This window comes from Microbacterium sp. NPDC019599 (assembly GCF_040632175.1).
In the GTDB taxonomy this organism is placed as follows: domain Bacteria; phylum Actinomycetota; class Actinomycetes; order Actinomycetales; family Microbacteriaceae; genus Microbacterium.
This window is the reverse complement of record NZ_JBEYBL010000003.1, coordinates 300,275-312,442: the sequence shown is the minus strand read 5'-3', so window position 1 is coordinate 312,442 and position 12,168 is coordinate 300,275. Positions and strand designations below refer to the sequence as shown.

At 70.7% G+C, this 12,168-nt stretch carries 11 protein-coding genes; 5 read left to right on the top strand and 6 right to left on the bottom strand.

The features are described from left to right. Window positions 1-76: 76 nt before the first annotated feature. Entirely contained in the window at window positions 77-1,084 is a 1,008-nt protein-coding gene (locus tag ABZ477_RS08120) for a LacI family DNA-binding transcriptional regulator (RefSeq protein ID WP_360130641.1), read from the top strand. 189 nt (window positions 1,085-1,273) lie between these two features. Here the strand turns inward: ABZ477_RS08120 and ABZ477_RS08115 are convergent, their stop codons facing one another. From ABZ477_RS08115 to ABZ477_RS08100, 4 genes are read right to left on the bottom strand one after another with little or no spacing between them, the layout of a single operon-like run. Beyond that, a complete protein-coding gene (locus ABZ477_RS08115) occupies window positions 1,274-3,586 on the bottom strand; it encodes a glycoside hydrolase family 3 N-terminal domain-containing protein (protein ID WP_360130638.1) in 2,313 nt (770 codons plus the stop codon). An 8-nt stretch (window positions 3,587-3,594) separates the two neighbouring features. Continuing rightward, window positions 3,595-4,494, bottom strand: a complete 900-nt coding sequence (locus ABZ477_RS08110) for a carbohydrate ABC transporter permease (RefSeq protein WP_360130635.1) — start codon at window positions 4,492-4,494, stop codon at window positions 3,595-3,597. Then, entirely contained in the window at window positions 4,494-5,486 is a 993-nt protein-coding gene (locus tag ABZ477_RS08105; RefSeq protein WP_360130632.1) for a sugar ABC transporter permease, read from the bottom strand. The genes ABZ477_RS08110 and ABZ477_RS08105 overlap by 1 nt, the downstream gene beginning before the upstream one ends. A 24-nt stretch (window positions 5,487-5,510) precedes the next feature. After that, window positions 5,511-6,815 (bottom strand): extracellular solute-binding protein, encoded by a 1,305-nt coding sequence (locus tag ABZ477_RS08100; RefSeq protein WP_360130629.1) that lies wholly within the window; start codon window positions 6,813-6,815, stop codon window positions 5,511-5,513. Window positions 6,816-6,949: 134 nt separating this feature from the next. Between ABZ477_RS08100 and ABZ477_RS08095 the strand changes: the two genes are divergently transcribed. The 3 genes from ABZ477_RS08095 to ABZ477_RS08085 all read left to right on the top strand — a co-directional run bounded on the left by ABZ477_RS08095 (window position 6,950) and on the right by ABZ477_RS08085 (window position 10,024). After that, window positions 6,950-8,122 (top strand): ROK family transcriptional regulator, encoded by a 1,173-nt coding sequence (locus tag ABZ477_RS08095; RefSeq protein ID WP_360130626.1) that lies wholly within the window; start codon window positions 6,950-6,952, stop codon window positions 8,120-8,122. Window positions 8,123-8,178: 56 nt separating this feature from the next. Continuing rightward, window positions 8,179-9,582, top strand: a complete 1,404-nt coding sequence (locus ABZ477_RS08090; protein WP_360130623.1) for an aspartate aminotransferase family protein — start codon at window positions 8,179-8,181, stop codon at window positions 9,580-9,582. Between the two features lie 82 nt (window positions 9,583-9,664). Beyond that, window positions 9,665-10,024, top strand: a complete 360-nt coding sequence (locus ABZ477_RS08085; RefSeq protein WP_360130620.1) for a hypothetical protein — start codon at window positions 9,665-9,667, stop codon at window positions 10,022-10,024. Here the strand turns inward: ABZ477_RS08085 and ABZ477_RS08080 are convergent. Continuing rightward, complete coding sequence (locus tag ABZ477_RS08080; RefSeq protein WP_360130617.1) at window positions 10,021-10,338, bottom strand: ATP-dependent DNA ligase; 318 nt, start codon at window positions 10,336-10,338, stop codon at window positions 10,021-10,023. The genes ABZ477_RS08085 and ABZ477_RS08080 overlap by 4 nt on opposite strands. Before the next feature lie 59 nt (window positions 10,339-10,397). Further along, on the bottom strand, window positions 10,398-10,976 hold the full coding sequence (locus ABZ477_RS08075; protein ID WP_360130615.1) for a helix-turn-helix domain-containing protein: 579 nt from the start codon (window positions 10,974-10,976) through the stop codon (window positions 10,398-10,400). 53 nt (window positions 10,977-11,029) lie between these two features. Here ABZ477_RS08075 and ABZ477_RS08070 point away from each other — a divergent pair, with 53 nt between their 5' ends. Beyond that, window positions 11,030-12,094 (top strand): SDR family NAD(P)-dependent oxidoreductase, encoded by a 1,065-nt coding sequence (locus ABZ477_RS08070; protein ID WP_360130612.1) that lies wholly within the window; start codon window positions 11,030-11,032, stop codon window positions 12,092-12,094. Window positions 12,095-12,168 lie beyond the last annotated feature (74 nt).

The window sequence follows — 12,168 nt, the reverse complement described above, 5'->3', positions numbered from 1 at the left end:
TGGACGGTAGCACCGGACCGCGCTGTCCGGATTGGAGTTCGCCGGTTCCGATAGTTTCGTGCCCTAATCTCGAAACATGACGGACGCCCAGCGAGTGACGCTCGCCCAGATCGCAGACGAGGCAGGGGTCTCGCTCGCGACGATCTCGAAGGTGCTCAACGGGCGCACGGATGTGGCCGCCTCGACCCGCGCGCGTGTCGAGGAGCACCTCGCCCGCCACGGCTACACGCGGCGCGGAGGCAAGCAGCGCGGACAGTTCATCGAACTCGTCTTCCACGAGCTCGAGAGCAGCTGGTCGATGGAGGTCATCGAGGGCGTCGAAGAGGTCGCGCAGGCGGCCGGGCTCTCGCTCGTCCTGACGGTGAGCGGCAGCCGCCACGAGCCGGGCGCGGACTGGATGCAGGGCGTGCTGCGCCGGCGCCCTGTCGGCGTCGTCATGGTCTTCTCGGACATCGCGGCGCCCAATCGCGAGAAGCTCCAGTCGCGCGGCATCCCGTTCGCGATCGTCGACCCCGCAGGCGACCCCGCCCCCGACGTGCCCTCCGTGGGCTCGGCGAACTGGTCGGGCGGCCTCATGGCCACCCGGCACCTCATCGAGCTGGGGCACACGCGGATCGCCGCCATCACCGGCCCCGAGGACATGATGTGCTCCCTCGCCCGCGTCGACGGCTACCGGTCGGCGATGAACGCGGCCGGGCTGCCGATCGATTCCGCCTGGATCCGGTTCGGCGACTTCCACCCCACGGGCGGCGAGGCTCGCGCGCGCGAACTCCTGGCACTGGCCGAGCCGCCGACCGCGATCTTCGCCGGCAGCGATCTGCAGGCGCTCGGCGCGATCGCGGCCGCGCGCGCCGCAGGACTCTCTGTCCCCGGCGACCTGTCCGTCGTCGGGTACGACGACATCGCGCTCTCGCGCTGGATGAGCCCGCAGCTCACGACGGTGCACCAGCCGCTGCGGCGCATGGGCGAGGAGGCGGCGCGGCTCGTGCTGCGGATGGCGGAGGGCCGCCAGCCCGACACGCTGCGCATGGACCTCGCGACCCATCTCGTCGTCCGGGGCAGCACCGCGCCGCTCGGCGACTGACCACGACCTCGAGAGGCCGCGGCTCCACCCTGGCGCTGCCTCGACGGGGGGAACAGAACAGAGCGAGAGAGGACGGATGCCGGCGAATCCGCCTCCCTGCGCCTGTTCCCCTCCGCTGGCTGGGAGGCGACCGGAGTCACGGTGGCCCGAAGGCCCCGGCCGCGCCGGGGGGAGGCGCGGCCGGGTGATTCAGGGAGCGACCGGCACAGCCGCCGGCTCGACGCTCACCGCGGCGTGCAGCCGGCGCGTGTGGTCGACGACGCGGACACCGCCGGTGAGCCGCACGGTGTGCGAGAACACGAGATCGGTCGAGGACCGTGCGAGCGAGAGCACGATGTCGCCCGGTTCGACGATGCGCGCGCCGTCACGTCCGGTGAAGGCGGCGAGGTCGGCGGGGACGGTGAAGACGACGTCCGCCGCATCCCCCGCCGCGAGCTCGATGCGCGCGTAGCCGACGAGTCGCTGGACGGGCCGGACGACCGTCGCGACGGGGTCGTGGAGGTAGAGCTGGACGACCTCGACGCCGGCGCGATCGCCCGTGTTGCGCACTCGGACGCGGACGCGCGTTTCACCGTCGACCGAGACCGACGACTCGTCGCCGGCGAACCCGTGCCACTCGAAGCTCGCGTAGCCCAGTCCATGCCCGAACGGGAATGCACTCGTCGGGTCGATGTTGGACACGTCGTTCTGCCGCGCGAGCGGTGCCGCGAGATACGTCGTCGGCTGCGACCCGGGCGTCGCCGGGATGCTGATCGGCAGCCGCCCGCTCGGGTTCACACGGCCGCTCAGGACGCCCGCGACGGCGGGTCCGCCCTCCTCGCCCGCGAAGAACGCCTCGAGGATCGCCGACGATTCCGAGACGGCCCGGCCCAGTGCGTAGGGGCGGCCCGCCAGCAGCACGACGACCGACGGCGTCCCCGTGCCGAGCACGGCATCGACGAGCTGCTGCTGCGCACCGGGAAGGTCGAGCGACTCGGCGTCGCAGCCCTCGCCGCTCGTGCCGCGACCGAAGAGGCCCGCGCGGTCGCCGAGCGCCAGCACGACGAGGTCGGCGGCGCCGGCCGCTGCGACAGCATCCGCGATCCCCTCGGTCTCGCCACCGTCGACGGTCGTCCCGAGGACGTGCGCGATCGATGCCGACGGGTACTCGGCTCGGAGCGCCTCGAGGAGGGTCGGGATGCGGATCCCGAGCTCGACACCGGGATGCTGCGACACGACGTGCGTCGGGAACGAGTAGCAGCCGAGCATCGCGTACGGATCGTCGGCGTTGGGGCCGATGACGGCGATCGAGGCGGGCGCCGCGACCGGCAGCGTCCCGTCGTTGCGGACGAGGACGATCGCCTCCTCCGCGATGCGCGCCGCGAGCCGCCGGTTGTCCTCGGGGTCGAGGTCCACCGTCCCGCGCAGGGCCTCCGGGTCGGACAGATCGGCTCCCGCCAGGGCGTCGGGCACGGGGGACCACGCGGGGTCCAGCAGTCCGAGCTCGTCCTTCTGCCGCAGCACGCGGCGCAGCGCCGTGTCGATGAGCCCGGGGTCCACGACCCCCTCGGCGACCGCGCGGCGGAGCGGTTCGCCGAAGGTCTTGACGGTGGGCAGCTCGACGTCGATGCCCGCCTCGAGGGCCTGTGCCGCGGCATCCGCCCACGACTCGGCCGTGCCGTGCAGCAGCTTGAGGAACGCGACGGCGAAGTAATCGGCCACGACGGTGCCGTCGAAGCCCCACTCCTCGCGCAGGAGGCCGGTCAGCAGGGACCGGTCAGCGGCGGAGGGGATGCCGTCGAGGTCGGTGTACGAGTTCATGACGCTGCGCACACCGCCCTCGCGGACAGCCATCTCGAACGGGGGCAGGAGCACGTCGTTCAGCTCGCGCGCGCCGATAGAGACGGGCGCGAGGTTGCGGCCCGCCTTCGACGACGAGTAGCCGACGAAGTGCTTGAGCGTGGCGACGATGCCCGACGACTCGAGTCCGCGCACATAGGCGGTGCCGACGGTTGCGACGAGGTAGGGGTCCTCCCCGATCGTCTCCTCGACCCGGCCCCAGCGCGCGTCGCGCACGACGTCGAGGACCGGTGCGAGGCCCTGATGCACGCCGACCGACCGCATGTCGCCGCCGATCCGGGCCGCCATCCGCTCGATGAGCGCGGGGTCGAACGTCGCGCCCCAGGAGAGCGGCACGGGGTACGCCGTCGCCCCCCACGCCGCGAAGCCCGCGAGGCACTCCTCGTGCGCGACGGCGGGGATGCCGAACCGCGAGGCGCTGCGGATCCGCTCCTGGGTGCGGGCGAGGGATGCCGCGCCCATCGCGGCGTCGATCGGCTTCGTGCCGAACGGCCGCGTGAGCTGGCCCAGGCCCTGCGGCACGAGGGCGTCGAGGTCGACGGCGTCGTCGAGATCGTGCTGGTGCGGGGCGACGTCGCCGCCCTCGTCCGATGCGCCGACCCAGACTCCGTAGAGCTGCGCGATCTTCTCCTCGAGCGTCATCGATGCGATGAGCTCGTCCACGCGGGCGCTCATCCCTTCACCGCCCCCGTGAGGCCGCCGACGATCTGCTTCTCCATCGCGAGGAAGAAGACGAGCGCCGGGATCATCGCGAGCGACGTGTAGGCGAGCACCGCGCCGGTGTCCTGCGAGTACTGCGTCGAGAACTGCGTGACTCCGAGCGGCAGGGGCCAGAACTCCTGCGGCAGCGAGCCCGTAGAGATGACCAGGAGGGGCAGCAGGAAGCCGTTCCAGCTTCCGACGAACGCCAGGATGCCGACCGTCACGAGGCCGGGCTTCGAGAGGGGCAGCATGATGCGCCAGAACACCTGGAGCCGCGACGCGCCGTCGATGACGGCCGCCTCCTCGAGCTCCTCCGGGATCGCCCGGAGGAAGGGGACGAGGATGATGATGGTCGTCGGCAGAGCGAACGCGATGCCCGGGATGATGACCCCGAGGTACGTGCCGTGCAGGCCGAGCGTGCGCAGCATGAGCGTGAGCGGGAGCGCCGCGACCGTGAGCGGGAACATGAGGCCCGCGGCGAAGAGCGTGTACAGCCCCTGCCGGCCGCGGAAGTCGTAGCGGGCGATGACGTAGGCCGCCATGACGCCCGCGATGACGACGCCCGCGGTGGTCGCGACCGCGAGGATGACGCTCGCCAGGACGTTGCCCCAGAAGCGCGGTGAGCCCAGGACCGTCGCCCAGTTCTGGAACGTCCAGGGGTCGGGCCACCCGGCCGGGTTGGCGTTGAGGTCGGCCGTCGTGCGGAAGCCGCCGATGAAGACGTAGAGCACGGGGCCGATGGCGACGGCGACGACGACGAGCGCGATGAGGTAGACGAACGGCTGGCCCCAGTCGAACCCGCGACCGGCGTGGGCGGCAGGGCGCGGCTCGTCGGTGCGAGCCGTGACGATTGCAGTCGTGGCGGACATCAGCGGACTCCCCGGGTGACGGCGCCTGCGAGGTCGCGACGCAGTGCGAAGCGCTGGTAGATCAAGGCGATGACGAGCGAGATGACGAACAGGATGACGGCGATCGCGCTGCCGTAGCCGGGCTGACCGGCGAACTGACCCTGCTGGACCATATAGGTCGCCATGGTCTCGGTGGCGATGCGCCGCACGGCCGGCGAGACGGTGACCCAGATCATGTCGAACACCTGCAGCGATCCGATGATCGACAGGAACGCCCAGATGCGGATCGTGGGTGCGAGGAGCGGGATCGTGATGTGGCGCTGGACCTGCCACCACGTCGCGCCGTCGATCTGCGCCGCCTCGGTGAGCTCGTCGGGGATCCCCTGCAGGCCCGCCAGCATGAGGAGGATCGCGAAGCCGATGTACTTCCAGGTCAGGATGAAGAAGACCGTCCACAGGGCGATCTCGGGGTCGGCGAGCCAGTTCCGCGTGAAGGCGCCCAGGCCGACAGCTTCGAGCATCGCGTTGACGCCGCCCGTCGGCTGGAGCAGGAGCTTCCAGGAGAGACCCGCGATGACCTCGGCGAGGACGTACGGGACGAAGATGAGCAGGCGGAAGAGCCCGCGACCCTTCAATGCGCGGTTCAGCAGCAGGGCGACGCCGATGGCGATCGGACCCTGGATGAGCAGCGACATGACGAGGATGAAGAAGTTGTTCCCGATCGCTCGGAGGAACTCGGGCGTCGTGAACGCCCGGATGTAGTTGTCGAATCCGACGAAGTGGTCGGAGTCGAGCTGATCCCACCGGAACGCCGGGGGCAGGTTGTAGAAGCTGTAGACCGCGGCCAGGATCACCGGGAGGATCACGAAGCCGAGGAAGAGGACGAGGGCGGGCGTGACGAAGATCGTGATCTCCGCCCACTTCCGGCTCCTCGCCGACCCGCGGGCCGGACGGGGCTGTCTGGGGCCCGGGCCCGCGGTGACCGCGGGCCCGGGCGTCGTGAGTGTCGACATCGCTGCTTTCTGATCGGGCTCCGCTTACAGCGTCGCCGCGGCGTCCTGCATCTTCGTGACGATGTCCTCGGGCGTGCCGGCTCCGGCGAAGAGGTTGACGATGCCCTCGTTCATGGCGTTGCCGACCGTCGTGCCGTACTCGGTGTCGAGCCAGAGCTGGACGAAGGATGCCGCGGACAGGCCGTCGGCGACCATCTTGAGGTTCGGGTCCTCGAGCGACGCCTGCGCGGCGGCGACCGTCGGGATACCCGAGCCGCTCTCTGCGAAGAGCTTCTGGACGTCCTCGCTCATGATGTACGCGAGCAGCTCTGCGCACTCCGGCGGAGCCTCCGCCGAGCAGCCGAAGCCGTCGCCGCCGCCGAGTGCGGCGTTGGGGTCGCCCGCCGAGCCCTCGATGGCCGGGAAGGGGAACCAGCCGAGGAACTCGGGAACCTGCTGGTCGGGGGTGAGGCCGCCGATCGTGCCGGCATTCCAGTGGCCCATGAGCTCCATCGCAGCCTGGCCGTTCGCGACGAGACCTGCGGAGCTGCCCGCGCCCGTCTGAGCGGGGGTGCCGAGGAAGCCCTCCTGGAACGGGTTGATGCCGATGAACTCCTCGAGCTGCTCACCCGCGTCGACGAAGCAGGGGTCGCTGAAGTCGAAGTCCGCGGCCGCGGCGCTGAGGGTCTCAGGCGAGCAGGAGTGCAGCGCGAACTGGTACCACCAGTGCGCGGCGGGCCAGCCGTCGCCCGCGCCGACGGCGATGGGCGTGATGCCCGCGTCCTTCAGCGCGCCGACAGCATCCTTCAGCTCGTCGAGCGTCGTGGGCGCCTCGGTGATGCCGGCCTGCTCGAAGAGGTCCTTGTTGTACCAGAAGCCCTCGATGCCGAACGTGAAGGGCACCGCGTACGTCGCGCCGTCCACCTGCCACGGGTTCACCGTCGCGCCGACGCTGGAGATCGTGTCAGGGATCGCGTCGTCGAGCGCCATGAGGTAGCCGTTGGCGACCTGGTCGCGGATCTCGCCGCCCGGCCACACCTGGAAGAGGTCCGGCGGGTCGCCTGCCGCGAGCGCGTTCGGGATGAGGGTGCGCTGCAGGTCCTCGTTCTGGTAGCCGGTCTGCTCGACGACGATGTTGGGATGGTCGGCCATGAAATCCTGAGCCACCTGCTCCCACACGCCGGGCAGCGGGCCCGACGTGGCGTTGTGCCACCACGTGATGGTGACCTTCTCGCCCTCTCCTGCGTCGGTGCTGTCTCCGCCTCCGCCGGCCGAGCAGCCGGCGAGCGCGCCGATGCCGAGTCCGGCGGCCGCGAGGCCTGCGAGCAGCCTCGTGCTGCGTCTGTTCATCTTCGAACCTCTCGAAAGTTTCGACACCAACGTCGAAAGTGATCTGGACGACCTCAGGATAGGCACAGGGCAATTTCGTGGTCAAGCCCAACAAATACATAGGAGATCACGATCCGATCTCGTATCGTGGGGACGTGAGCGATGTCGTCGGCACGATCGAGGGAGTCCGCCAGTGGAACCTGGCGCGGATCCTGCGGCTCGTGCATGTCGAAGGGCCGCAGTCCCGCGCGACCATCACCGAGACGACGGGCCTGAACCGCTCCACGATCGCCGATCTGGTGGGTGAACTCGTGCGCCGCGGCCTCGTCGAGGAGCACGCGCCCGACCCGTCCCGCCGCGTCGGGCGGCCCTCCCCCGTCGTCGCGCCGGCTTCCGACGTCGTCGCGATCGCCGCCAACCCCGAAGTCGACGCGCTCGAGATCGCCGCTGTCGGGCTGGATCGCAGCATCCCGGTCCGCGAGCGCATCGAGGTGAACCGCCTCCTGACTCCTGCCGAGGCCGCGGCCCTCATCGCATCGACCATCCAGGCGTGGAAGGCGGGCCCGCTCGCCGAAGCGCGACTGGTCGGAGTGGGGCTCGCCGTGCCCGGTCTCGTGCGCGCGTCGGACGGCCTCGTGCGCAACGCGCCGCATCTGCACTGGACGGACGAGCCGCTGCGCGACCTCGTGCAGGAGGCGACGGGACTGCCGGCCGTCGTCGGCAACGACGCGACCCTCGGCACGATCGCCGAGCACCTCTTCGGCGCGGCACGCGGCCTCGACCACGTCGTGTACCTCAACGGCGGCGCGAGCGGCATCGGCGGCGGGCTCATCGTGAACGGAGTGCCGCTCGCAGGTGCGGGCGGCTACGCGGGCGAGTTCGGCCAGAACCGTCCCGGCATCGCGACGGAGGCCGACCGCCGCGCACACGACGGCGTCCTCGAGGACGAGGTCAGCCGCGCGCGGCTCCTGTCGGTGGCGCGCCTGACGTCGGGCGACGACCCGGCGCTCGCCGCCGCGCTCGCCGCCTCGACCTCGCCCGAGGTGCCGGAGGAGCTCGCGCGGCAGCGCCGGATCCTCGCGACGGCGCTCTCCAACGCGGTCAACGTCCTCAACCCCTCCGCCGTCGTGCTGGGCGGCTTCCTCGCGACGATCGCCGAGCACGACCCCGAGGGGCTGCGCGAGCTCGTGTCGCGCCAGGCGATGTCGGCGAACGCGGAGGATCTCGACATCCGCTCCGCCGAGCTCGCGCAGGATCGCCTCCTCATCGGCGCGGCGGAATCGGCCTTCGGGGCCCTGCTGCGCGACCCGCTGTCGATCCCGGCCTGACACCCCTCGCCCGGGGCCCGGCGAGTAGCGTGGGCGCAACGACACGAGGGGGTTCCATGTCGACGACGACCGGCGCGGCCGCACGGACCGACGAGCAGGCGCTGCAGCAGAAGGCCCGCGGCCACCTCTGGATGCACTTCGCCCGCCAATCCGTCATGACCGAGGGGGACGGCATCCCGATCATCGTCCGCGGCGAGGGCCACCAGATCTGGGATGCCGCGGGCCGGCGCTACATCGACGGCCTGTCCGGCCTCTTCGTCGTCAACGCGGGACACGGCCGGCGGCGGCTCGCCGAGGCCGCGGCGCGGCAGGCGGAGGAGCTCGCGTTCTTCCCCATCTGGTCGTACGGCCACCCCTCCGCGATCGAGCTCGCCGAGCGGCTCGCGTCGTATGCGCCGGGCGACCTCAACCGGGTGTTCTACTCGACGGGCGGCGGCGAAGCCGTCGAGACCGCGTTCAAGCTCGCGAAGCAGTACTGGAAGCTCGTCGGCCGCCCCACGAAGCACAAGGTCATCTCGCGGGCGATCGCCTATCACGGCACCCCGCAGGGGGCGCTCGCGATCACGGGGCTGCCCGGCATGAAGGCGATGTTCGAGCCGGTCACGCCCGGCGGCTTCCGCGTGCCGAACACGAACTACTACCGGGCCGCCGACATGGGCTTCCACGGGTCGGAGGAGGAGTTCGGCGTCTGGGCGGCCGATCGCATCGAGGAGATGATCCTCTTCGAGGGCCCCGACACGGTCGCCGCCGTGTTCCTCGAGCCCGTGCAGAACTCGGGGGGATGCTTCCCTCCGCCGCCCGGCTACTTCCAGCGCGTGCGCGAGATCTGCGACCGGTACGAGGTCCTGCTCGTGAGCGACGAGGTCATCTGCGCCTTCGGACGCATCGGGGAATGGTTCGCGTGCGACGCGTACGGCTATCAGCCGGACATGATCACGTGCGCCAAGGCCATGACGAGCGGCTACTCGCCGCTGGGCGCCACGATCGTGAGCGACCGCATCCACGAGCCGTTCGCGCACGGCCAAGTGAGCTTCCCGCACGGCTACACGTTCGCGGGGCACCCCGTCTCGGCCGCCGTCGCCCTGGAGAACCTCGACATCTTCGAGGAGGAGGGGCTCAACGAGCGCGTCCGCGAGAACTCGCCGATCTTCCGGTCGACGCTCGAGCGCCTGAACGACCTGCCGATCGTCGGCGACGTGCGCGGCGACGGCTACTTCTTCGGCATCGAGCTCGTGAAGGACAAGGCCACGCGCGAGACCTTCGACGCCGACGAGTCCGAGCGGCTCCTGCGCGGCTTCCTCTCGCGGGCCCTGTTCGACGCGGGCCTGTACTGCCGCGCGGACGACCGGGGCGACCCCGTCATCCAGCTCGCTCCGCCCCTCACGACGGGGCCGGCCGAGTTCGACGAGATCGAGCAGATCCTGCGGAGCGTTCTCGCGGAGGCCTGGTCGCGGCTCTGACGCGCGTAGGCGCCCACTGGATCGCGAGAATACTCCCCGCCACGATGCCTGCGCGGCGGTTGCACGGGTTTAGGGTGAGCGCATGGGGACGATCTACTACGGCGGCTCAGCCACTCCGATCCACATCGAGGACCGCGCTCTCGCGCACCTCAAGGTCGTGATCGCGACCAAGCTGCGCCGCGGGGAGAGCTTCACCGTCTCATGGCAGCATCCCGACGATCAGCCCCGCGGGCGCAGCACCATCTGGCTCAACCCGTCGATCCCCCTGCGGTTCGTCTTCGACGAGCCCGAGGCCCCCGAGCTCAATCGCAAGTGGATCGAGGACCTCGCGAACTCCGCGAACTCCTCGGGCGGCATCATGCTCGTCGCCGAGCACTTCGACACGGATGCCCTCGAAGTCGGTGACAACGCCCCGCAGGTCGTCGACATCCACGAGGACTAACCCTCCGACTCGACGGCTTCCTCTTCGGGCTCCGCGCCGATCGTCAGGCCGTTCGGTCCGCTCGCGGACTGCATGAGCTCCTCGACCCAGAGCCGGTTGATGCGCGGCTGACGGCTGCCGAAGAAGTGGAACTGGACCGACGCGGAGGGGCTGATCCAGAAGCTGCGCCGGCCGCTGCCGTCGCCGATCTCGACGTCGAACATGAACCCTTCGGAGCGCCGCAGCTTGTTCATCACGACGATCCGAAGATGCGCGAGCGTCCGATCCTCGATCTCGACGGCATCTCCTGCGTTGCCGTAGATGAACCTCCCCATGCGGCTCCCTTCCTCGCCGCCACGCTACCGCCTGACGCGCCGCGATCAGCGCCGACGCGTCAGTCGATCTGCGTGGAAGGGCGGAACGCCCTGCGGAGGATGCCTCGCGCGCGGGCCGCGGCGTCGGCTCGGCCCTCGCGCGACGCGCGCGCGATGACGAAGGCGAGCATCTCGGTCGCCGTGAGCACGTCCTCGAGGTCGACTGACGCCGACTCCCCCACGGCGCGCCGCCGCTCGAGCAGTCGCTCGACGACGTCGCGGTAGCGCAGGCCGAGGTGCACGACGCGCGGTTCGCCGGGTTCCGCCGTCAGCAGCTCGATGAACGCGGTCGAGACGATCGCCTGGTCGGCGACGAGGTCGAGCAGGTCGTCGATCGTGTGGTCGGGCTCGTCGGCGAAGCGCTCGAGCTCGACGATGTTGTCCTCGAAGACCGCGACGGCCAGCGCCGTGCGGTCGGGGAAATGGCGGTAGAGACTCCCCTGCCCCACCCCGGCACGCTTGGCGACCTGGCTGAAGGGCGCACTGAGTCCGGCTTCGGCATAGACCTCGCGTGCGGCGGCGATGAGCGCGCGGCGATTGGAAGGCCCGGCTGCGGGACCGCGATTTGCCCGGTTCGCGGTCTCCGAGGGAGATGGCACGGGTTTACACTAATACCGGACAATGTTGTCCGGTGAAACGGAAGGACCCGAACATGACCATCACCACTTCACGTGTGCTCACTGCCGACACCTCGATCTCCGACTGGCTGGCCGATCCGGTGGGCAACGCGATCCTCACCGAGATGCTCGCTCAGGGCGGACAGACGCCCGACGTCTTCAAGCCCGTGCGCCGCCTCGCGATCAAGCGACTCGTCAAGATGAGCCGCGGCGCCTTCACGCAGGAGATGCTCGACGACCTCGTCCGCCGCGCGGCCGCAGGCGACGTTCCGGGGGACGCCCCCGCCGCCGCGGCGCCCGCCGCCGCTCCGGAGACGGATGCCGCTCCCGCCGCCCGCGAGTGGATCGAGCGCATCGACCAGGGCCGCTTCACGGGCAAGACCGTCGTCGTGACGGGCGCGGGCTCGGGCATCGGCCGGGCCACCGCCTCCCGTGTCGCCCGCGAGGGTGGACGGGTCGTCGCCGTGGACGTCAGCCAGGAGCGCCTCGACGAGTTCGTCGCCGAGCACGCGGACGCCGACATCGTGGCGCTCACCGCCGACATCACCGACGAGGCCGGAATCGCCCGCATCGTCGAGGCGGCGGGCACCACGATCGACTGCCTCGCCAACATCGCCGGGATCATGGACGACATGACGCCCGTCGGCGAGCTGTCCGACGCCGTATGGGAGCGCGTCATGCGCGTCAACGTCACGGGCACCATGAAGATGATGCGCGCCGTCGTCCCCGGGATGCTGGAGCAGGGCTTCGGCTCGATCGTCAACACGGCCTCCGAGGCGGCGCTGCGCGGCTCGGCTGCCGGCGCAGCGTACACGGCGTCGAAGCACGCCGTCGTGGGCCTGACGAAGTCGAGCGCGTTCATGTACGGCCCGAGCGGCATCCGCGTCAACGCGGTCGCCCCCGGACCCACCATCACGAACATCGAGGCCTCGTTCGCCTCGCCGCTGGGCGCCGAGCGTGTGCAGCTCGCGATGACGATCCTCCCGGATGCCGCCGAGGCCGAAGCGCTGGCAGCATCCATCACCTTCCTCCTGAGCGACGACGGCGTGAACGTCAACGGCATCACGCTCGCCAGCGACGGCGGGTGGTCGGTGGCGTAACCCGCCCCGCCCGACGACTCGGCGGCCCGCAGCGACTCGCACGCTGCGGGCCGCTGTCGGCTGCGCCGACAGCA

Bases quoted from the DNA above. Each gene is read 5' to 3' on its own strand.
- ABZ477_RS08120 (WP_360130641.1), top strand. From the start codon at position 77: ATGACGGACGCCCAGCGAGTGACGCTCGCCCAGATCGCAGACGAGGCA.
- ABZ477_RS08110 (WP_360130635.1), bottom strand. From the start codon at position 4,494: ATGTCCGCCACGACTGCAATCGTCACGGCTCGCACCGACGAGCCGCGC.
- ABZ477_RS08105 (WP_360130632.1), bottom strand. From the start codon at position 5,486: ATGTCGACACTCACGACGCCCGGGCCCGCGGTCACCGCGGGCCCGGGC.
- ABZ477_RS08100 (WP_360130629.1), bottom strand. From the start codon at position 6,815: ATGAACAGACGCAGCACGAGGCTGCTCGCAGGCCTCGCGGCCGCCGGA.
- ABZ477_RS08090 (WP_360130623.1), top strand. From the start codon at position 8,179: ATGTCGACGACGACCGGCGCGGCCGCACGGACCGACGAGCAGGCGCTG.
- ABZ477_RS08085 (WP_360130620.1), top strand. From the start codon at position 9,665: ATGGGGACGATCTACTACGGCGGCTCAGCCACTCCGATCCACATCGAG.
- ABZ477_RS08080 (WP_360130617.1), bottom strand. From the start codon at position 10,338: ATGGGGAGGTTCATCTACGGCAACGCAGGAGATGCCGTCGAGATCGAG.
- ABZ477_RS08070 (WP_360130612.1), top strand. From the start codon at position 11,030: ATGACCATCACCACTTCACGTGTGCTCACTGCCGACACCTCGATCTCC.